Origin of the sequence: Cochlodiniinecator piscidefendens, from assembly GCF_011326755.1 — a bacterium.
GTDB lineage: Bacteria > Pseudomonadota > Alphaproteobacteria > Rhodobacterales > Rhodobacteraceae > Cochlodiniinecator > Cochlodiniinecator piscidefendens.
In genome coordinates, this window is sequence record NZ_JAAOIE010000002.1 from 666,683 (window position 1) to 688,708 (window position 22,026).

The 22,026-nt window shown below is 51.4% G+C and carries 18 protein-coding genes and 1 riboswitch; of the genes, 7 read left to right on the plus strand and 11 right to left on the minus strand.

Annotated features, from left to right (window positions below; all coding sequences use genetic code 11):
* Genes G9C99_RS08035 through G9C99_RS08050 form a run of 4 tightly spaced genes read right to left on the minus strand, consistent with a single transcriptional unit; the run spans position 1 to position 6,729 of the window.
* Positions 1 to 2,421, minus strand: coding sequence for a GcvT family protein (locus G9C99_RS08035; RefSeq protein WP_166416921.1), 2,421 nt, complete (start codon positions 2,419 to 2,421; stop codon positions 1 to 3).
* Positions 2,418 to 3,713 carry an aspartate aminotransferase family protein gene (locus tag G9C99_RS08040; protein WP_166416922.1) on the minus strand — a complete coding sequence of 432 codons (1,296 nt, stop codon included), beginning with the start codon at positions 3,711 to 3,713 and terminating at the stop codon, positions 2,418 to 2,420. The genes G9C99_RS08035 and G9C99_RS08040 overlap by 4 nt, the downstream gene beginning before the upstream one ends.
* A complete protein-coding gene (locus G9C99_RS08045) occupies positions 3,710 to 5,185 on the minus strand; it encodes an aldehyde dehydrogenase family protein (RefSeq protein ID WP_166416923.1) in 1,476 nt (491 codons plus the stop codon). Before G9C99_RS08045 ends, G9C99_RS08040 begins: the two co-directional genes overlap by 4 nt.
* Positions 5,185 to 6,729 (minus strand): trimethylamine methyltransferase family protein, encoded by a 1,545-nt coding sequence (locus G9C99_RS08050; RefSeq protein WP_166416924.1) that lies wholly within the window; start codon positions 6,727 to 6,729, stop codon positions 5,185 to 5,187. The genes G9C99_RS08045 and G9C99_RS08050 overlap by 1 nt, the downstream gene beginning before the upstream one ends.
* A 108-nt stretch (positions 6,730 to 6,837) precedes the next feature.
* On the opposite strand from G9C99_RS08050, the gene G9C99_RS08055 reads away from it, so the two are divergent.
* The 7 genes from G9C99_RS08055 (at position 6,838) to G9C99_RS08085 (ending at position 14,580) form a co-directional block, all read left to right on the plus strand.
* Complete coding sequence (locus G9C99_RS08055) at positions 6,838 to 7,725, plus strand: LysR substrate-binding domain-containing protein (protein WP_166416925.1); 888 nt, start codon at positions 6,838 to 6,840, stop codon at positions 7,723 to 7,725.
* A 114-nt stretch (positions 7,726 to 7,839) separates the two neighbouring features.
* Positions 7,840 to 9,099 carry a glycerate kinase type-2 family protein gene (locus tag G9C99_RS08060; protein WP_166416926.1) on the plus strand — a complete coding sequence of 420 codons (1,260 nt, stop codon included), beginning with the start codon at positions 7,840 to 7,842 and terminating at the stop codon, positions 9,097 to 9,099.
* Between the two features lie 177 nt (positions 9,100 to 9,276).
* Positions 9,277 to 9,771 (plus strand): methylaspartate mutase subunit S, encoded by a 495-nt coding sequence (gene glmS / locus G9C99_RS08065; protein ID WP_166416927.1) that lies wholly within the window; start codon positions 9,277 to 9,279, stop codon positions 9,769 to 9,771.
* Positions 9,772 to 9,846: 75 nt separating this feature from the next.
* Positions 9,847 to 11,310 carry a methylaspartate mutase subunit E gene (locus G9C99_RS08070; RefSeq protein WP_166416928.1) on the plus strand — a complete coding sequence of 488 codons (1,464 nt, stop codon included), beginning with the start codon at positions 9,847 to 9,849 and terminating at the stop codon, positions 11,308 to 11,310.
* 12 nt (positions 11,311 to 11,322) lie between these two features.
* The gene (locus tag G9C99_RS08075; RefSeq protein ID WP_166416929.1) at positions 11,323 to 12,579 is read left to right on the plus strand and encodes a methylaspartate ammonia-lyase; all 1,257 of its coding nucleotides are present in this window, start codon (positions 11,323 to 11,325) and stop codon (positions 12,577 to 12,579) included.
* Positions 12,572 to 13,738, plus strand: coding sequence for a CaiB/BaiF CoA transferase family protein (locus G9C99_RS08080; RefSeq protein WP_166416930.1), 1,167 nt, complete (start codon positions 12,572 to 12,574; stop codon positions 13,736 to 13,738). The genes G9C99_RS08075 and G9C99_RS08080 overlap by 8 nt, the downstream gene beginning before the upstream one ends.
* A complete protein-coding gene (locus G9C99_RS08085; protein ID WP_166416931.1) occupies positions 13,735 to 14,580 on the plus strand; it encodes an HpcH/HpaI aldolase/citrate lyase family protein in 846 nt (281 codons plus the stop codon). Before G9C99_RS08080 ends, G9C99_RS08085 begins: the two co-directional genes overlap by 4 nt.
* A 2-nt stretch (positions 14,581 to 14,582) precedes the next feature.
* On the opposite strand, the gene G9C99_RS08090 is transcribed toward G9C99_RS08085, so the two are convergent.
* The 7 genes from G9C99_RS08090 to G9C99_RS08120 all read right to left on the minus strand — a co-directional run bounded on the left by G9C99_RS08090 (position 14,583) and on the right by G9C99_RS08120 (position 21,953).
* Positions 14,583 to 15,521: a LysR family transcriptional regulator gene (locus tag G9C99_RS08090; RefSeq protein WP_166416932.1), complete on the minus strand. Its 939-nt coding sequence runs from the start codon at positions 15,519 to 15,521 to the stop codon at positions 14,583 to 14,585.
* Positions 15,522 to 15,537: 16 nt separating this feature from the next.
* On the minus strand, positions 15,538 to 17,166 hold the full coding sequence (locus G9C99_RS08095) for a FumA C-terminus/TtdB family hydratase beta subunit (protein WP_166416933.1): 1,629 nt from the start codon (positions 17,164 to 17,166) through the stop codon (positions 15,538 to 15,540).
* A 97-nt stretch (positions 17,167 to 17,263) separates the two neighbouring features.
* Positions 17,264 to 18,304: a FecCD family ABC transporter permease gene (locus G9C99_RS08100; RefSeq protein WP_166416934.1), complete on the minus strand. Its 1,041-nt coding sequence runs from the start codon at positions 18,302 to 18,304 to the stop codon at positions 17,264 to 17,266.
* Between the two features lies 1 nt (position 18,305).
* Positions 18,306 to 19,253: an ABC transporter substrate-binding protein gene (locus G9C99_RS08105; RefSeq protein WP_166416935.1), complete on the minus strand. Its 948-nt coding sequence runs from the start codon at positions 19,251 to 19,253 to the stop codon at positions 18,306 to 18,308.
* A gap of 12 nt (positions 19,254 to 19,265) precedes the next feature.
* The gene (locus tag G9C99_RS08110; protein WP_166416936.1) at positions 19,266 to 20,048 is read right to left on the minus strand and encodes an ABC transporter ATP-binding protein; all 783 of its coding nucleotides are present in this window, start codon (positions 20,046 to 20,048) and stop codon (positions 19,266 to 19,268) included.
* Positions 20,045 to 20,449, minus strand: a complete 405-nt coding sequence (locus tag G9C99_RS08115) for a DUF1636 family protein (RefSeq protein ID WP_166416937.1) — start codon at positions 20,447 to 20,449, stop codon at positions 20,045 to 20,047. The genes G9C99_RS08110 and G9C99_RS08115 overlap by 4 nt, the downstream gene beginning before the upstream one ends.
* 103 nt (positions 20,450 to 20,552) lie before the next feature.
* Positions 20,553 to 20,772: riboswitch (cobalamin riboswitch) on the minus strand.
* A gap of 41 nt (positions 20,773 to 20,813) precedes the next feature.
* On the minus strand, positions 20,814 to 21,953 hold the full coding sequence (locus G9C99_RS08120; RefSeq protein WP_166416938.1) for an MFS transporter: 1,140 nt from the start codon (positions 21,951 to 21,953) through the stop codon (positions 20,814 to 20,816).
* Positions 21,954 to 22,026: the final 73 nt, after the last annotated feature.

Consider the following 22,026-nt stretch of genomic DNA (forward strand, 5'->3'; position numbering starts at 1 on the left):
TTATTCCTCAAATGCAGTTTTGGCAGGTTTTAGGGACGCTTTGGCAGTGTAGCGCGTGCAGGCAATTTCAACTTCGAGCCCGTCGCAAATCTGCCCATCGCGCAATTGAGCAAGCACAGTTTCACTTGTGATCATCGCCAAGGCGACAGAGCGGCCGAAACGATAGCTCCAACCTGCTGAGGTCACTTGCCCCACGACTTCGCCTTGATACCAAATTGGTTCATCATGGATCGGCACCGCGTCAGGTGTGTCAAACAGCAACGAAACGATCTGACGGCTGGGGGTTTTATCTTTTAGGGCGGCCAAGGCCTCTTTCCCGATAAAATCACTGTCCCAGCCTAAAAAACCAGCGGTTCCAGCCTCAAATGGTGTTGTCCAAGGGGAAAGCTCATGCCCCCAAGCACGAAACCCGCTTTCGATACGCAGTGACCCGCTCGCTGTTAACCCAGCATGGCTCGCCCCGGCGGCGACCAAGGCTTCGTGCGCGGCCATCGCCATATCAGCGGGAACATAAAGTTCGTAACCTTCTTCACCGGTATAGCTAAGGCGACCTGCCCATGCGCGCGCCAATCCGATTTCAATCGGAGCAAATCGAAAACGTCCAATCTCTGGCAGCTTCGCACCGGAGGCTTTTTGCAAGACCTCTTTGGCGTTTGCACCAGCTAAACCGATGATCGCATAGCCCGACGTCACATCGGTGATTTCAACTCGCATGTCGCCTTTTTCACGGCGCAGGTGCATCAAATCGCGCACAACTTCGCCCGCTCCGACAATCAACATAAATGTTTCATCGTCATGACGTTGAACGGTGATGTCACTTTCGACACCACCCCGGGTGTTTAGGATTGGCGTGTAGACAATCCGCCCGGCGGGCACGCGCATTTCATTGGCGCATACTTTGTTCAAAAACGCCTCCGCATCCGGGCCTTGCACCCAAATTTTGCCAAAGGCTGATTGATCTAATATTGCGGCGCCGTTGCGACAGGCTGCTACTTCTTGAGCGACTTGATCGCGCCATGGCGGTGCACCAAAGGTTAAAGCCCCGGTCACCTGTTCAGCATTATAGTATTCCGGGCGTTCCCAACCGCCCCGTGCCAAAAACTTTGCGCCTGCGTCTTTGGTTCCATAATGGATTGCAGAACGCCTTTGTCCCCGTGCGGATTCCATACTGCGGCCCGGATAGGCAATTTCGTAATGTTTGCCCAGAACCTCTGGGATACGTTCTGACAGAGCCCCAATCACGTTCATTTCAGGGCCAAAGCGGCGAATGTCGGCCTCGTTCAACTCCATCGTTGGTTCACCCTGAATGATCCATTCGGCCATCGCCTTACCAGCTCCGCCAGCCAGTGCGATACCGGTAGAGTTCATCCCACCCATCAAGAACAAGCCCGGTACCTCTGGACTTTCGCCAAGCATAAACTGGCTGTCTAGGGTAAAGCTTTCCGGCCCATTCAACAGCATTCGCACTTCGGCCTTTTCCAACGCGGGAATACGGTACAACGCATTTTCCATCATCGGCATAAAGTGGTCCCAATCTTCATCCAGAAGATCAAAACTGAAATCCGCAGGCAATCGGTCCATTGGCAGACCTTTGGCACCGGGTTCAAACGAACCAACCAGCAGGCCCTCGACATCATCGCGCCCATAGAGGAATCCGTCTTGATCGTTCAATGTGGGCAAATGCGCGCCCCGGCCCATGGCTTGGATTTCCGGCAATGGTTTGGTCAGCATATAAAAGTGTTCGCAGGCATACAGCGGCATGTTCGCGCCAGCCATTGCTGCGACTTCTTGGGACCAGAGACCGCACGCGATAACGACTTCATCCGCTTCAATCACATGATCGCCAATTTCAACACCACTGATCCGTCCAGCTTTCTTTTGCAAACCCGTAACACGTGTATCTTCAAAGAACTGAACACCGCGTGCCTTTGCCCCCTTTGATAGGGCAAGCGCCACATCTGACGGGTTCACACGCCCATCTACAGGCGACCAAACGGCCCCTATCACATCATCCGTGCGTAAAAGCGGCCAAAGTTCTTCTACTTTGTCACGTCCAACGACTTCGGCCTCTAACCCAAAGGCCCGGCCAAGCGACACCTGCCGTTTCAAGGTCGTCAGGCGATCTTCGTTGGTCGCAATCGAAAGGCTGCCGGTTTGAGCCCAACCAGTTTGCTGGCCGGTTTCTGTTTCCAGTTCTTTATATAGATCAATCGAGTAGTTGATCAGTTTGGTCAACGTCGCAGAAGGACGCAAACGGCGCACCAACCCCGCAGCATGCCATGTGGTGCCTGACGTCAGTTTTGATCGTTCGATCACGACCACGTCTTTGCGCCCTTCACGGGCGAGGTGGTAGGCAATGGAACAGCCAATGACGCCACCGCCGATAATCACGGTGCGGGCTTGGGTGGGCAAAGTCGTCATGAAGATATCACTCCGGTTTTGATCAAATCGCCTAGGACGTTGTCAAATATTTCAAGGGTTTCATCGATCAATTCCGGGGTATGCGCACAAGACGTCACACAGGAGGTAAACGACATAAAATCTACACCAGCTGCCAACAATCCATTGCGCAGACCGTTCACCAGATCCGGTGAAACAGTGCGGATTTGCGCGGCGCTTAGCCCATCAACAGAGCGGGCTCCGAAATAAAGATGGCAGGTTGAACTTTCGCCATAAGCCACAGCGGACACATCCTGTTTCTGGAAGCAGCTGTTAAACCCGTCTCGCAACTGCGTGGCCATTGCATCAGCTTTGCGCTGCACGTCACCGGTTGAAAGCAGCTTCATCGCCGCAATTGCGCCTGCAGCAACCAGAGGTGCAGCGTTAAAAGTGCCTTTGTGGCTGACAGGGGGGGCCAATCCGTCGCGCGGTTTTCCAGGGTCCAACAGCTCCATAATGTCGCGTCGCCCACAAATTGCACCGCCGGGTAAACCACCCGTCGCAACTTTGGCCAAGGTCGTGATATCGGGGATCACGCCATCTCTGGCTTGGCGTCCACCTGGGGACCAACGAAATCCGGTGATCACCTCGTCAAAAATCAGAACCTTTTGTTCTGCATCGGCTATCGCGCGGATGCCTTGTAAAAATCCATCTGGCAGCGGGACTGAGCCGTAGTTCGCGCCAGAGGCTTCGACAAATATGGTGCCAATTTCATCGTCTTGGGCCAACAAGTCGCGGATGCTATCAAGTGACGGAGGTGCGACAACTGTGAGGTCAGAAATAGCATTGGGCACACCCAAGGATGGCGGTAAATTCGTGCCCGGCTTTGCCCCTTTCAAGAGCATATCATGCCACCCATGAAAGTGCCCGTCGATCCGCAGGACTTTGTCTTTACCGGACCAAGCCCGCCCCAATCTGAGCGCCAGCATCGTGCTTTCGGTTCCTGAACCGGTAAAGCGGACCAAATCTGCAGATGGTAACAGTTTTGCAATCCACTCCGCCCATTCAATTTCAAGCGGGTGACAATCACCAGTATAGGGTGTTTTGGTCAATTGCTGTGCGACGGCTTCCATCACTTCAGGGCAGGAATTCCCCAACAGTTGACTCGCTGCACCCAATTTAAAATCGATGTAGCGCTTGCCCTCAACATCCCACTTTTCAGCGCCAACCGCGCGGTCAATATAGCTTGGATAAGGCGCGCGATACCGTAACTCGTGACTTACCCCGCCGGGCATGACTTTTTTTGCACGTTCCGCGAGTGATTGGTTGCTCATAGCTGCCCCTCGGCATGATTTAGGACGATTGATTTTTCAACGGTGTAGGCGGCCAATCCGGCTAGGCCCTTTTCACGGCCAATGCCGCTTTGTTTGACGCCACCAAAAGGGACGGTATCGCCCCCTTGTAAAAAGCCATTGATGAAGACTTGCCCCGCTTCCACTTGGCGCGCGTAACGCATCGCTTTGGTGACATTTGCCGTGTAAATCCCGGCAACCAATCCAAACGGTGAATTGTTGGAAAGTGTCAGCGCCTCATCAAAAGTATCACAAAGCTGCGTAATCAGAACTGGACCAAAAATTTCAGACTGCGCGATTTCAGAATTGGCAGGCACATCCGCAAATATTGTGGGTTCATAGAACAACCCACCCTCCAACCCCTTTGGCCGCGCACGCTGTCCACCGGTAACACACCGAAAGCCTGCCTCTTTGGCCCGCACAACGAAACCTTCAACACGGCTCAATTGATCTGAAGACACCAACGGCCCCAGATCAGGATCGTCCAAAGGGTGGCCTATTGTGAGTTTTTGAGCCGCCTGAATTAGCTTTTCCAGTAAATCGTCATGAACTGATCGATCACAAATCAGACGCGCGCCCGCAGCACAAACCTGACCCGCATTAAAGAATATTCCCTTTGCGATCCCATCAGCGGCGGCATCCAAATCTGCATCAGCAAGCACGACAACAGGGGATTTACCGCCCAATTCTAATGTCACACCTGCAATAGGCGCAGACGCAGATTGCATGACGGATCTACCGGTCTGTGTTGATCCGGTAAACGTGACATGGGCCGTATCAGGGTGCGTACATAGCGTTTCACCGACACTTCCGGCCCCGCATACAACATTGAGCACCCCATCAAGCAACCCCGCCTCTATCGCCAACTGGGCAACCATAATAGCGCTGAGTGGCGTCAATTCAGACGGCTTTGCCACGACAGTCGCCCCTGCGGCCAAAGCCGGCGCAACTCCACGTGCAAGCGTCGAAATCGGATAATTCCATGGTAAAATATGAACGGTGACCCCAACAGGTTCCATCACTGTCAAAGCAGTTTTATCCGGCCCCAGCGGGATCGTGTCGCCATTCAGTTTATCACAACACCCTGCGTAAAACCGAAAGTAATCCGCCGCTCGTCCGACATCCCGCTTTGCCTGACTTAAGGGTTTCCCAACGTTCAAAGCCTCAACCACAGCCAACTCATCTGCCTGTGCTTCAATCAAACCCGCAAGCCGGAATAATACATCTGCTCGCTTTCCCGGCGCAGTATCAGACCATGCTGGCAACGCAGCTTTGGCCGCTTGCACAGCATTCTGAGCTTGTTCCGGCGACGACTCATTTGTTTCTAAAAACACACGGCCTGTCGCAGGGTCAGTTAAGGGACGCACCGCCCCCACCCCAGAACACCCCGCACCATTAATAAAGGCGTGTGGAATGGTACCTAATTGCTCAGGATACCGAACGGCCAGCACCATCACGCGCGACCGATCTGCGCACGACTTAGGCGGATATTAAACTTTTCCCTCAGCTTAGTGTCATTTTCATCAGAAATATGATCTGGGAAATGGGTATCCAGCAGTTCACGCGCTTTGTCTTTGGCGACGTCACCTATCGGACGTGAACCAGCTTCCTCCCATTCGCGAGGCGTCTGGCGATCCCCGAAATGAGGGTAAAAATAATCCGATTTCATGCGGCTAAACGTATGCCGATGACCAAGGTAATGACCTTCGCCGCGGCATACTTCCGCGATGACATCGGCGCCAATGTTCTCTGTGTTCACCTCGACCCCGCGCACGGTACGCAAGATATTTCCCAGCATATCGTTATCGACAACATATGCTTCGAGCGACACCCCAAGAAGGCTGGCTTGCATACCACAGGATTGCGTGATCAGGTTCGACCCTGCATGTGCCGCAGATGAAACCGCTAAATTCTTTTCACTGCCAAATTGCGCGTCCAATGTCTTTGAATCTGTAATACCCGCAATCGAGGTTGTTGGCAGATCGTAATACCGCCCCATTTGCGCGGACGCGGCCATCAAGATGGCTTGTTCGCCACCACCTGCACACATTGACCCTGTTCTGAGATCCGCAACCAACGGCTTTGGTCCAAAGATTGCTGCAACATTTGGGTCAACCAATCTCGCGAACACCAAACCTGCCAAAGTTTCTGCAACAGCCTGAACAAGCGAACCTGCTATTGTTGCAGGACTGGTCGCGCCAGCCTGCCCCGCCGAAATAAGCTGGACTGGGAAACCTGCCAGAACGGCGGCCTCCAGTGTTTCAAGCGCATCTTCAGCAAAGCGCATTGGCGGGACCACATGGCATACCATCACCGTCAAAAAGGGACGCGCGCGAAATGCCTCTTCACTTCCCGCGAGAGTATAACATAGCTCTGCAAGTTGCTGTAGATTTTCGGGCTCAGACACTGAAACAGAAACGTGTTTCGAGGTCCCCATTAGACAGGCGTATGCGGTATTGAGATCCATGTCCGCAACGTTTTCAATATCACGTGCCACAATAGAACGGCTGAAGTGGTGGATGTTTTCCATAGCATCCACAATTCGGGCCGCATTATATAGGTCATTCAGCGTGCCATCACGATAATGACCATCTTCGAGATCAAAAACACCAGGGGCACCACCACCAGAACTCATGTGAACACGCGCACCCGAAAGATCGAGATTGTGTTCTTCCTTTTGGCCATACAGCACGACATCTCGCCGCGCTTCCTTCACTGTTTTCAAAACCAAAGCGCGCGGAAACAACAATCTTTTGTCATCTGTGTAACTACCACCTTCAGCGCAGACTTTTTCAATCATCGAAGGTGAAGCTTGGCTAAGGCCCAATGTCTCAAGCAAAGATAGAACTGCTTCGTTGACGTCGCTAAGATTGGCGTCACTTAGAGGGCGAAATGTGCCCCCAGTCATACCAGGTTGAACGGGTGGTTGCTCATCAACGGGATTTTCGCTGATCTCAAGGCGTGCTTGCCTGCCTCTACGTCCCGTTCTACCGGTCATGATAAATCCTACCCAATTTTTTCACCTATAGTCGTAGGCAGGAAACACAGCGGCGGCAAAAACAAGTTTCTCTTGCTAATGATGAGAAAAACTCATTTATATCACTTCATGGCAAGTCTTCCTTCTCTTCCCGCTCTTCGCGCCTTTGAAGCCGCCGCACGGCTTGGCAGTTTTCAGGAGGCGGCAAAAGATATAGGCGTATCTGCCACCGCAATCAGTCATCATATTCGGGGGCTGGAAGCGCATTTAAAAATACAGCTATTCACCCGTCGCACACGCCAAGTGTTCCTGACCGACGAAGGTGAACGGCTTGCCTCTGGTGTGAGCGAAGCCTTTCGAATTCTAGAGACGTCCGTCAACTCCGTATTGCAACACCAGCAAAAACCCAAAATTCGGATCGCTTTAGGCCCCAGTTTTGCCACCCGTTGGTTGTTGCCCAGATTTGCAGCCTTTTGCGCGCAATTCCCGAACGTCGAACTCGAACTCGTGCAAACACCATTGTTAGTTTCGCCGCAAAACGTGGATGCAGATATCTTTATCACTTGGGGAGATGGGGATTTTCCCGGGATGATATCAGAACCCTTAGTAAATGTGCTAAGCGCCCCCGTTGCCAGCCCCGCGCTTCTAAAGCAACTTGGCCTACCAAAAATACCGGGCGATTTACTGAAGTACCCTCTGATCCATCAACGCGACATCTTGGGGTGGGAAGCATGGTTGGCCGCTGCCGGGGTGCCAACAGACTCCGTGCTGACGGGACCCGTTATCGAAGATACGAACGTCGTTTTACAAGCCGCTATCTCGGGCCAAGGAGTGGTTATGGGATGGCTACCACTCGTCAATAGCGAACTTGAAAGCGGCGCATTGGTTCAGTTATTCGACGCAACCTTAAGCGAAAGACGGGCCTATTTCTTGGTTCGCAACAAAATGAACCAAAACGAAAGCGAAGTCGAAGCAATCTGCCTATGGCTCACTGCGCAAGCCAAGGAGTCTCAATAGCCTTTGTTATGATTGCAAAATCATTTCAAACACCCCAAAGTTATTCGTTGTATCACGTCAATTGTTCTTGTCCTGTCCGCTTACAGCTAGCCAGACCGATCCCTCGGAGTAGAGATGACCCAAGATGAACTCTTAAGATCTATGTTTGATGCAGCCCTCGAGGCGGCGGATCCTATGGTCGCAGTAGCCAAACATTTACCCAAAAAGCCGGAATCGCGCGTTATTGTTGTCGGCGCAGGTAAAGCAACGGCGCGAATGGCGCAGGCTGTAGAGGCAAGCTGGGGGCCCTGCGAAGGGCTCATCATTGTACCGCATGGAACATCACTGGCATGTGAAGGCATCAAAATTGTCGAGGGCCGCCATCCTGTTCCTGATGAGAAAGGGAGCCAAGCCGCACGCGATATCCTTTCCCTTGTGCAGTCCGCTTCGGCGAATGATTTGGTCTTGTGCCTTATTTCAGGTGGTGGGTCTTCGTTGCTATCAGTTCCAGCTGATGGGATGTCGCTTGAAGAAAAACAATTGCTGAACAAAGCCTTGCTCAAGAGTGGTGCCGCCATTGACGAAATGAATGTGGTACGTAAACATTTTTCAGCCATCAAAGGCGGCAGACTGGCTTTGGCTGCGGCCCCTGCGCAGGTCTTAACATTGGTCATTAGCGATGTGCCCGGCGACAATCCCGCTGATATCGCATCGGGCCCAACTGTGCCTGACGCCTCAACCGCCCAACAAGCGCGCGCTATTATTGAACGGTTTGAATTGGATTTGCCCAATCATGTTTTAGCGATACTAGACTCCCCAAATGCCGAAACACCGACCCGTGACAACCCTAGTTTTGACAGAACACAAACACGCATTATTGCGGCACCTCAGTCCTCGCTTGAAGCAGCAGCAACTGTTGCGCAGAACGCTGGATACATTCCAATCATTCTAGGAGACGCGTTGGAAGGCGAGGCCCGTGAAATGGGCAAAGTCATGGCAGGCATCGCCAAACAAATCATACGACATGGCCAGCCTGCCAAAGGGAAAATTGCGTTGATTTCCGGAGGGGAAGCAACCGTAACAGTAACCGGTGCAGGCGGTAAAGGTGGTCGATGCAGCGAGTTTTTACTAGGGTTCGCGTTGGCCTGTTGGAAAGAAGCAAACATCGCCGCCCTAGCCTGCGACACGGATGGGCGCGACGGATCAGAACACAATGCTGGGGCAATTTGGCTCCCTCAACATCGTGCCAACGCTGATCGCGATGACGCGCTAGATCACCTGTATCGCCATGATGCTTTTTCATTTTTTGAAAGCCATGATGCGTTGATCATGACAGGGCCGACCCACACAAATGTAAATGACTTCAGGGCGATATTGATCGAAACATCTGAGTGAACAGATGGTCAAATCTTGCTGACATCGTACAACCCGCTACACTTGGGCCGATCATGTATTTACGCGACAGATAAGAATAAATTACCTGTATAAGATTACAACTAATAACTATTGATCTAATTATGAGACGCAATAAAACGGATTGAGTAAATGAATCGCTTCAGAAGGTATGGCGAGATGCTCAACGAACTTGCGGAATTCAAAGTAGTGCTTGGTGTAATCGGCGCAGATTGTCATGCGGTTGGTAACAAAATCATCGCCAGCGTGCTCGGCCCAAAAGGAATAGAAGTCGAAAACCTGGGCGTCATGGTCAGCCAAGATGAATTTATCACCGCTGCAATTGAGAATGGTGCTGATGCAATTTTGGTTTCATCCATTTACGGTCATGGTGAAATCGACTGTCAGGACTTTCGCACCCGCTGCATTCAACGCGGCATCGGTGACATCATTTTATACGTCGGCGGTAATCTTGTGATTGGTAAACGAGATTTTGCATCGGTAGAAGCCCAGTTCAAAGAGATGGGGTTTGACCGGGTGTTTAAGCCAAGCGTGTCGCTGGACGAAGTGGCCACGTTGCTAAAAGATGATATTCGCGCCAAGCGCCCCGCATCCTATGGACATAACTCATCGGCCGCTTGGGTGCCTTCGCTGCATTACACCCTAGCCCAATAATCCGTAACCCATATGGGCTTTGGCCCTTAAGCAAGAAATGTGTGCCGTTTACTCTGCAACACAGCTGGAACAGCTATGCTTGATACGACCGACCTGACCAATACTAAATTAGATCGCGCAACATATGAAACCGAACGTGAAACGGTGTTGGGGACCTGGAGCACCGGACAAAACGTAGATTTTAAAGCCGGAGTTGCATTGCAATCCGCCCTACCCGAAGAAAAACGATTTTCCGTTTCTTTGGCCAATGCCGACGCTGAAGGGCGCAGCTTACTGCAACCTCGCGCTGGGGTTGCTTTACTACGCGAACATACCGATCTGCTGAACGGGTTATCACCTTATTGCGATGTATTACCAACCACAGTGGACGCCTACACGCGGCATAATCGCTATGAAGAGGCCCAAAAGGGTATCGACAAATCCCGCGCTGCTGGCACGTCTCTGTTAAACGGTTTTCCGCCCGTAAATCACGGTATTGATGGCTGTCGGCAACTGGTGGAAGATCTATCTAAGCCCGTTCAAGTACGCCACGGAACACCAGATGCAAGATTGATGGCCGAGATCACCCTTGCCGCAGGTTTCACCAGTTATGAAGGCGGCGGAATTTCTTACAACATTCCCTATGCAAAAAAGGTGCCTCTCGCACAATCTATTCGCCACTGGCAATATTGCGATCGTCTGGTTGGCCTCTATGAAGAAGAGGGTATTCGCATTAACCGCGAACCCTTTGGTCCTTTGACCGGAACATTGGTTCCGCCTTTCGTGTCACATGTCGTAGCGATCCTCGAAGGTCTGCTGGCACTTGAGCAAGGTGTGAAATGCATCACCCTCGGCTACGGTCAGGCAGGCAACATGGCCCAAGACATTGCAGCGTTGCGCAGTCTCAGAAAACTCGCGCATCACTACTTCCTCGCAGCAGGATACGAAGACTACGTGTTAACCACTGTTTTCCATCAGTGGATGGGTGGTTTTCCCGAGGACGAAGCAAAGGCCACAGCCGTCATCTGCCTTGGCGCAATGACCGCGAAATTCGCCCGAGCAACAAAGATCATCGTAAAAACCCCCCACGAAGCCAGCGGAATTCCTACGCTTGAGGCCAATCAAGCCGGCCTTCAGGCCACCCGGCAAATGGTGAATATGATTTCTGATCAAAACCGGATGGAAACGCCTGAAATCGCCGAAGAGGTCGAAATCATTGAGGCCGAAGTTCATGCTGTCATGCGCAAAATACTGAAACTAGGAAACGGCGACATTGCGCGCGGTGCCGTTCTCGCATTTGAAAGCGGCGTTATGGATGTTCCCTTTGCCCCCGCTGCTGCAAATGCTGGAAAGCTAACGCCAGTACGCGACAATTATGGCGCGATCCGTGTTTTTGATCAGGGCGAAGTGCCCCTACCGAAAGACGTCGTAGCCTTTCATCAAGAAAAAATCCGCGAACGCTCCAAGGCCGAAGGCCGGGAGGCATCGTTCAGCATGGTTGTAGATGACGTAAATGCAATCTCTTCCTCTAAACTCATCGGGCGCCCGACGGCCAGCTAAAGAAGACAAACCATGAAGATCACGAACGTACACTTCGCACCCGGCTTTTCCGCATTTTACTTTGACGATCAATCCGCCATCAAAGCCGGAGCAAAACAAGACGGTTTCACCTATCTTGGACACAGTATTACAAAGGGATTTGAACGTATCCGTCAGCGCGGCGAAAGCATTTCAATCCTGCTAGAACTTGAGAATGGTCAAATCGCAGAAGGGGACTGCGCAGCGGTGCAATACTCAGGTGCTGCAGGGCGTGACCCATTGTTTACAGCAGAACGTTTTATCCCGTTTCTGCGTGAACATATCGCCCCTTTACTGAACGGTCGCGACGTCAGTAACTTTCGCGAAACTGCCCAGTTTTTTGACACGCTCGAAATTGACGGAAATGCATTGCACACGGCGATCCGCTATGGATTAAGCCAAGCGATATTGGATGCCACAGCGAAAGCGACGGGGCGTTTAAAGGTAGAAGTGATTTGTGCCGAATACGGTCTACCACTTGTCAATGAGCCTCTCGCTTTGTTTGGGCAAAGCGGCGATGATCGGTATGGCGCCGTTGATAAAATGGTCCTTAAGCGGGTAGATGCACTCCCACACGGTTTAATAAACCATGTTCAAAGTAAGCTCGGTGAAAACGGCGGGAAACTTGCTGAATACGTGACTTGGCTTACGCGGCGCATACAAAACCTCCGCAGTGATGCATCCTATCATCCGCAGCTACATATCGATGTGTATGGAACAATCGGGCAAATTTTCAATAATGATGCAGTTAAAATAGCAGACTATTTATGCGTACTTGGAAAGCGCGCCGCGCCGTTTCAATTGTATATTGAAGGACCGGCAGACGCAGGTTCAAAAGAAGGGCAGATCGCCCTTCTTGCCGACATCAAAGCAGCCCTCACTTCACGCGGCAGCACTGTTCGCATTGTGGCCGATGAGTGGTGTAACACCTATCAGGACGTGGTTGATTTTGTCGATGCTGAGTGCTGCCACATGGTTCAGATTAAAACGCCAGATCTGGGCAGCCTACACAATACGATCGACGCGGTGTTGTATTGCAAAGAACGAAATGTCGAGGCCTATCAAGGCGGCACTTGTAACGAGACCGATATTTCAGCACGTGCCTGCGTTAACATTGCCCAAGCGACCCGACCAGAGCGCGTGTTGGTTAAACCTGGCATGGGTTTTGATGAAGGTATGACAATTGTCGCCAATGAAATGCATCGCAACATCGCAATTCTCTCGGCCCGAAAGGTAGCCCAAGATGTCTGAACCTCATGTAAAACCCTACGAAGGCTTATTGGTTGTTTCTTTAGAACAGGCTGTTGCAGCGCCTTTGGCCTCTTGCCACTTTGCCCAGGGTGGTGCGCGTGTCATCAAAATCGAACGCGACAGTGGTGATTTCGCGCGGAAATATGACGGCGCGGTAAAAGGCTCCGCTTCGTATTTTGTTTGGGCCAATCACGGCAAAGAAAGCCTGTGCCTTGATATCAAGAATCCCGATGATGCCAACGTGCTTCAGAACATTTTGGACAAGGCCGATGTGTTTATCCAAAATTTGGCCCCCGGCGCAATCGGCCGTGCCGGGTTTGGCGAAGTCCCGTTGCGCGCACGTAACCCGCGGCTCATTACCTGCGATATTTCCGGGTACGGCGAGGAAGGCGAATATCAGGACATGAAGGCCTATGATTTCCTTGTACAATGTGAAAGCGGATTGGTCGCCGTGAACGGTGCCCCGGGCGCACCAGGTCGTATTGGTGTTTCGGTCTGTGACATCGGCGCAAGCATGAACGCAATTATCGGTATTCAAAAGGCGCTACTTGCACGGGCAAAAACGGGCAAAGGCAGCGCAGTCAAAGTTTCCCTGTTCGATACGGCGGCTGACTGGATGACCGTCCCACTGATGCACACTGTTTATGCAGGCAAAGCGCCAAAGCCTGTGGGGCTACACCACCCATCCATCGCACCTTATGGCGGATTTGACACGGCGGATAACGAAACTCTCGCAATTTCCATCCAAAACGAACGCGAATGGGTTCGCCTCTGTTCGAATGTGTTTGGGCAAACCGAACTCGCGACGGATTCCAGATTTTGTGACGCCGCAAGTCGCATCCAAAATCGCACGGCTCTCGATGCCATTGTAGCGGGGTTTTTCCTGACCAAAACCCGTGCAGAGTTGGAAACGCTACTACGCTCTGCAGCTATTGCTTACGGCGCGGTGAATTCGGTTGAAACCTTTGCCCAGCACCCGCAATTGCGCCGAACGCCCGTGACATTAGAGAATGGGGAAACGGCCCATCTGGTAGCCGCACCAGTACAACATAGCTTTGAACCCTCAACACCCAAGTTTGGCAGAGTGCCCGCATTAGGAGAACATTCAGCAGCTATAAGAGAAGAATTTTCTCAGCAACTATACGGTGCTGATGGATGATCCGTTCTTATCTATTCACACCCGCACATCAGGAGGCATTGGTTCGCCGCGCCCAAACACGCGGCGCCGATGTTGTACTTTTAGATCTCGAAGACAGTGTTCCCCTAGAACAAAAATCAGCCGCCCGACAGGCGTTGTTTGCACATGTCACACATTTGCGTGCCAACAAAAGGCACGTCGCCATCCGGGTAAATCGTGCACTCGCCATCTGTGCCGCCGATCTTAGAGCTGCATGTGTGCCCGGCGTTTCTGCGGTAATGATCCCAAAGGTTTCCGGGGCGGATCATATTAAGCTGCTCGACGAGTTTTTAAGTCAATGCGAACGTGAAGCTGGATTGCCAGACGGCCAAATAAAATTGATTGCACTGATCGAAACACCTACTGCTCTTCTAAAGTTACCGGAAATTGCGACAGCGAGCCCGCGTCTATCAGCACTGGCATTGGGTACGGAAGATTTATCAACTGAATGCGGATTTTCGCCAAGCTTCGAAACACTACTTGCGCCCAGCCAACAGGTAATTTTTGCCGCACGCGCAGCAGGTTTAGCGGCGGTCGGATTACCCGGTTCGATCGCAGAAGTGCAAAACATGGAACGTTTTTCCGAAACCGCCAAAGCGGCACGGCGCATCGGATTTGATGCAGTCTTGTGCATTCATCCAAAGCAAGTAACCGTCGTAAACGAGACATTTAAAACAAACGCCAATGAACGTGCAGAGGCCGAGCGTATCATCGCGGCCTATGAGGCTGCTTTGCATGAAAAGCGTGGCGCAGTTTTACTAGACGGGAAGATGATTGATCCCCCAATCGTCGCTCGTGCTCAGGCGTTATTGGCATCTACCTGAACTCACTGCGTTTCGGGAAAAAACTCCTGCATGAACTGCGGCCCTTGCTCTTTTACAAATCGGCGCAATTTCGCCGCAGCAGGCGACAGTGTTTTTCCCTTAAGATGAAGAACGTACCAATCGCGCAATTCGGGCATCCCCGTGACATCCAAAACCTTCAACCGACCCGCCATGCGTTCTAATGAGATTGTATGTTCCGAAATAAACGCCATGCCCATTCCGGCCATTACGGCGTTCTTTATGTTGGCGTTGCTATCCATGACTTGCGCGGTCGGTACCGGTAGTCCAGCTTCTTCAAAAAAATGATCGTGCACCATGCGTGTACCTGACCCGGTTTCGCGCACCAAAAACCGATGCCCCTTTAGATCCACCCGATGGATGCGCCTAAATTTCGTCAATGGGTGGTCAGGACTCGCAATCAAAACGTATGGATGTTTGGCAAATCCCACGGCATCCACCTCTACCCGTCTGGGTGTGCGGCCCATCAAAGCTAAGTCAATTTCGCCCGCTTCGAGTTGAGAAATAACACCCCGCCTGTTGGTGATATTGATTTCCAGCGTCGTATCTGGATGGTGTTTCTTAAATTCTTGCAACAGGTGTGGCCCAAAATTACGAGCCGTGGAAACCATTGCCACACGCACTAGATTATCAAGTTCACCTTGTAAGGTATCAATGACATCGATGGCTTCGTGCAGGGTTGCTGTTACCCTTTCTGCATAAGGAACTAGCGCTGTCGCCGCGGCAGTTACCCGCGTTGACCGCCCTTCCTTCTCAAACAACGGCGCGCCCAGAGCTTCGCTTAATCGACTCATCTGCATAGAAACAGCTGGCGGAGTTAAGGCCAGTTCGGCAGCAGCCTGCACAAAACTGCGATGCTCCACCGCCGAGAGAAATATCTGCAATTGCCGCAGAGTGATTTTGGAAGACGCGTGCTCTGTCACTTTTTAGGTCATTTCCTTAGGCTGAGGTCAGGGTGGGTTTACGGGTAAAGAAGTCTCCGCCCTTGTCATCAATAATCACAAATGCGGGAAAGTCTTCAACGACTATTTTGAACACGGCCTCCATGCCGAATTCAGCGAAATCTAATGTTTCGATACTTTTGATCACCTCTTTACCCAATACAGCTGCTGCACCGCCTACGGAACCTAGGAAAAAACCACCATTGGACTTACAACTTGCAACAACTTCTCTGGATCTATTTCCCTTGGCAATCATGACACGCGACGCACCCATCGCCTGCAATTCAGGTACATAGGGATCCATTCGCGCCGCTGTCGTCGGACCAAAGGAACCAGATGCGTAACCTTCGGGTGTCTTAGCTGGTCCAGCGTAATAGACAGGGTGGTCGCGAATATAATCTGGCAAAGGTTTGCCTTCTTCCATCATTTTAGAAAGCTCTGCATGCACAAGGTCACGCGCAACAATCATCGTGCCGGATAACAAAACAGGCGTGGAAACCTCAAACTGTGACAGATCTTTACAAATTTGGTCCATGGATTGATCTAGGTTTACACGAACTGCTGCATTGGCCTCAAACTCTTGCTCAGGCAAATAAGTTTCAGGATGGCGTTCTAGTGTTTCCAACCATATCCCTTCCCTATCTATATACCCCTTAATTTGCCGATCAGCCGAACAGCTTACACCGAGACCAACCGGCAAGCTGCCACCGTGGCGTGGCAGTCGGATCACGCGTATGTCGTGACAAAAATACCGCCCGCCAAATTGCGCGCCCAACCCCATATTGCGGGTCAGTTCCAGAATTTCGGCTTCCAACGCAACATCACGAAATGCGCGCCCCGAGGCATCGCCCGTTGTCGGCAGAGTATCTAATTCTTTGGCGGATGCCATTTTCACGGTCTTCAATGTTTGTTCCGCAGACAATCCGCCAATCACAATCGCCAAATGATACGGAGGACAAGCGGTTGTACCAAGTGTTCGGATTTTCTCATCAAAGAATGCAAGCAGCCGCTCGGGCTCTAATAAGCGACGGGTTTCTTGAAACAGGAACGTTTTATTCGCTGAACCTCCGCCTTTGGCCATGAACAGAAATTCTAGTTTTTCGCCTGATGACGCCGCAATATCAATCTGGGCTGGCAGATTTGTACCGGTGTTTTTCTCGTCATATGTGGTGAGTGGTGCCATTTGCGAAAACCGAAGATTACGAGTCTGCCACGTATCCAGAATACCTTGGCTCAGCGCATCCTCAAGATTTCCTTCGACCAGAATGTTCTGTCCTTTTTTGCCAGTGACAATTGCTGTTCCGGTATCTTGGCAACTGGGAAACTCCCGCTCGGCGGAAATCACCGCGTTCTTCAGCAGTTCCAACGCCACAAATTTATCATTCGCCGTTGCATCATCATCGTCCAAGATATGTTTTAGCTGCGCCAAATGGGACGGACGCAGCAAGTGCGACACATCTTCAAACGCCGCGGCGGTTAAATTCCGAACAGCTTCGCCAGACACTCGTAGAAATTGCTCATCGTTCAGGTCGAATGCGCACACCCCCTGATCGCTGATCTTATGATATTTAGTGTCTGTTTCTGAAGTTTGGAACAATTTGGGAAAAGGTGTACGGAGGGATTTCATAAGTTAGCCTAGCTTATCAATTCACCAGTATAGATAAATCAATTTTACCAACTGTCAATCTAACTTAGGTCTCCCCGCAGCAAACCAATACGCCAACCTACCCCCGCCGCCGCAAGAGCCAGACGAAGAATACACCGCCGATCAATCCGGTAACAATACCGATCGGCATATCGTCGGGGGCCATAATGGTTCGAGCAATGATATCACACCACAGCAGATATATCGCGCCCAGCAAAGCTGACGCAGGCAAAACGCGCGTGTAATCCCCACCAACAATCAAGCGCACGATATGCGGTATCATAAGGCCAACAAAGCCGATGATCCCGGAAAAGGCCACCATGACCCCGGTGATCACAGCACCCGTTACAAAAATCATTAACCGAAAGCGAGCAACAGGAATACCCAGTGTAGATGCGGTTTCATCTCCAATCGTCATCGCGTTTAAGTTGGATGAATTGAGCCAGAGATAGGCACTACACAGGCACAACACTACAAATGGGTAGATCAATTGCCCCCACTGCGCGAGGCCCAGCCCCCCCAACATCCAAAAGACCACCGTATGCGTGGCGCGTGGATCTCCGAGGAAAATCAGAATATTTGCAGCTGACATCACGATAAACGAAACAGCAACACCTGCGAGGACCAGCCGATCTGCGCTTGTGGCCGACGCGAATTGAGATACGCCAAGAACCAGCAAAGTCGCCCCCAAAGCGCCCAAGAACGCCAATACAGGAACCGTAAGAAGACCCAGAAACATACCTGTATGCAACAGCGCCAGAATGGCACCAAACGCACCACCCGCCGAAATTCCGAGAAGATGAGGATCAGCCAAAGGATTGCGCGTTACGGCCTGAAGGCTTGCCCCAACAATCGCAAGTCCAGCGCCAACGAGACAGGCCAGAAGTGCTCTGGGAAAACGAATATCCCAAACAATCGCCTCACGTCCAGACGACCAGTTTGGTGTAATAGCATCTGGGGAAACCTTGCTGATCAAAATACCCCAGACTGTGTGTAGGGGCACAGAAATGGCCCCTACACTAATAGCAACGGAAACAGAGAGAAGCAGCAAAACTAGCCCGCCCCCCATCACAAGGCGAAAAGAAGCGTTGCGAGTTATTTGTGCAGCTTTCTCTGTCATCTTATTCGCCCTGGAATGCAGCGGCTAATGTACGGATCGCTTCGATATTGCGCGGTCCTGGTGTTGCTTCAACATATTCCAACACAACGAAACGGTCGTTTCTAACTGCATCGATGTTGGCCAAAGCAGGGTTATCGCGCATGATGTTCATGCGGTCTTCGGCAGTCAATTCACCGTAGTTGATAATGACGACAACTTCGGGATCTTGATCGACCACCTCTTCCCAGCTCACAACACCCCAGCTTTTACGAAAACCATCCATGACGTTTACACCGCCTGCGGCTTCGATCATGGCTGTCGGGATCGCGTAATGCCCTGCTGTGAACGGCGCATCTGCACCGGAATCAAACACAAAGGCGCGCACAGGGTCAGCTGCTGCGTCAAGTCCAGCAGTAATTTCTGCCAGTTCCGCTTCGTATCCTGAGATCAATTCTTCGGCGCGCTCTTCCACTCCGAAAATCTGACCCAGATTACGAAGGTCATTGTACATGAGGTCCATCGTAACATCCTGATCCATACCCAAGTGGATGCAGCTTTCAGACAGTTCATATACGTCGATGCCAAATGGTGCGAGCGTCTCTGGCGTAACTTCCCCGCCAACGCGCATGCCATAATTCCAACCAGCAAAATAGAAATCCGCATCCGCACCAATAAGAACTTCTTTGGATGGGTATCTGGCAGAAAGCTCAGGAAGTTGATCAACGCCAGCGCGCATCTCAGCGTCGAGTTTGTTCCAACCGGAAATACCAGTATAACCCACCATGCGATCTGCCAAACCCAAAACGAGCATCATCTCAGTCAGATTAACGTCATTGGAAATCGCAGCCTGCGGTGGCGTGTCGAATGTAACTTCGCGGTCACAACTTTGCACAGTCGTTTCGGCCAATGCGCCGGATGCGATTGATGACAAAACAAAAGCCGTAGCTAGAGCCTTAGGTGTATTTTTCATGAGGTGCCTCCTTTATTCGGGCAGATGGAAAGATAGATGTTTGGTATTACTGGGGCTCAGATATTCGCTGCGTGCCTGAACACGAAACGCCTCTGATACATGTGTTTCGGTCAACACCTCATCTGGTGCGCCGAAGCCTTTTGCGTGTCCTGCCTCAAGCAGCAAAACAACATCACAAACGTCAGCCGCCATATTCAAATCATGAAGCGAGACGACAATGGTCAGATCCAAATTGCGGATCAGCGCTAAGATTTCGAGTTGATGCCGGATATCAAGATGATTGGTTGGCTCGTCCAGAACCAGCACCTGCGGTTGTTGGGCTAACGCACGGGCCACCATCACCCGCTGACGTTCCCCGCCCGACAGTGTTTGCACATCTCGATAGGCAATTTTGTGAAGATCCAGTTGTGACATTGCATCATCTACAATTTCGCTATCCCGATCTCCGGGCGTAGAAAACCCCAACCGATGCGGTGTTCGGCCAAGTGTCACCACTTCGCGGACAGTCAAACCAAACGAAGTATGCTGTTCTTGCAATACCGCAGCCACTTTACGTGCAGCCGCGCGCGGCGGAATGGACCAAATGTCATCGCCATCTACGAAGATGCGGCCCGTCAACGGGTTTTGATACCTGTAAATCATACGGAGCAACGTCGATTTACCTGCACCATTGGGCCCAACAACACCCAAGACCTGCCCTGCTTTCAGTTCAAAACTGGTTGGATGCAACAACAAGGGTTGGTTTTTATAAGGTCCCCAACTGATGTTTTCAGCAATTAGATCAGCCGCAATCATGATAAGCACCCCGCAGTGCTTTCCAACGCAACCAATGTCGCGGGAACCCGTGCCAAAGTATTTTTTCGCAGCTTTCCCGGGCGATCAACGGACGAACACCATCCATCCCCTAGCACTGCATATTGGCGCGCGAACGCGATTAAATCATCGATATCATCCTCAGGCGTTATGCCTCCGAACAAATAAGTCGCCTTATGCGCACCCTGATAGGCTACCGTACAGGGGCGATCACACCCGGCCATACAGGCTACGCCTGAAACTTGAAAATCCTCAGACGCAACGTTGTCAGCAGCATCAATTGCAGCGCGCAATTTTGTAATGAGCTTATAACCTGGGCGATCCTCAGTGCCTTTGGACTTACAGGATGTACATATCGTAATTCTGTGCTGTGGTGTTCCCATGTCGCCCTCCGCGAGATCGCGGGGCAAAGTTTAGACATGTATTTCCAAACGGAATCATCCGTAAAGCCATCATGGCCTCCTGTCCGGACGCCCCGCCCGGGTTGAAGTTGCATCGATGATGGCAGGTCTCCTGACTCGTGGGTTTTCGCTTACTCGAACCTTCCCAAACGCTTGTGCGTTCAGTGGTCTATATCGAGGTCGCTCGCCACATACAGTTGCGGGGGCAGTTACGGATTTGGCGCCTACTGGCTACTCCTCACCGTATTCCCATTTCATCTCGGAATCACATTCGTCTTCCGAAAACCATCTCGGGGTTTCTGTGTTAAAACTTTCTAAACGTCAAGGCGCCGCATTATGATTCGACTTAAACACGACGGAGCGCACTAATGGCGACGATCAACGTTGTTGCAACGGTTTGAAGCACCGCAAAGGCCAGCAGAGCATTCCACAATCCAAACTGGTCTGCCAAAACGCCACATAAAACCACCGGAACAGAAAACCCAAAATATGCATACACAAACAACCCCGAGGTCGCCCTTGCTCGGTCATGAGGCGCGCGTTCTGACACTTCGGCCAAAGCAGCAAGATAAGTAAATCCATAGCTCGCTGCACTTGTGATGCAGGTTCCCAGTAACACTAGATTTAAAGTACTCGAACCTACCCCCACCAACAGCACAAAATACCCCAAGGGGATCAATACAAATCCTAACGCTAGTGATTGATCATTTTGCAGACATCGTGCGATAGGCTGGCACAAAAAGCCAACAAAAATAGCCAAAAACACAACAAGCCCAGTCCACCCTTCAAGATTATTTGCTGCAAGCTCTAGTGGCACAACCGCGATAGTCATCCCGGTTGTGGACCAAGCGAGCGCCATAGCCGCGCCGAACTTCCACGTTCCGCTTGGAAAGAACGGCAACCGCAACATCGAAACGTCTTTAAGGTTATTTACTTTTGGCAATCTAAAGCTCGCCACGAACAACAATGGAACAGCAATGAACAAAGCAATATAGCTAATGGGCATAAGGGTTGGACCCTGCATCCCCAAACTTATACCCGTCGCCAACGCACCACCGCCAAATCCAAGAGATGTCGCAGATGTAACGATAAGCGCAGCAGTCCTTGTACGTTCAACGCCAACAATCTCAGTCATGTATGCAGTTCCCGCTGGCGTCGCGAGACCTGTTCCTATGCCTAACAACACTCTGGCGAAAACGAGGCTTTCCCAAGTCGGGAAGCAAACCAACACTCCAGTTGCAGCCGCCCCCAAGAGCAGCGCCATCATGAGCGGTATACGCCGACCAATTCGATCTGAAAGGCCGCCAAGCAACAACAGCGTTGGCATTAGACCGGCAACATACGCTGCAAAAGCTACCGTAATCGCGGTGGCACCAACATTACTTTCTGCGGCGTATACATCATAAAGCGGAGCCTGAAGGTTTACTGCAAAAGTCACCGTAAACAAACACATAGCGAGAGAAAAAACAGATATGAAACGTCGCATTAAGTAACCTCAGCCGTTGACATTCCATCGAGATGTCACGAGGCTTCTGGTATGACAATTTTTTAATTGTACT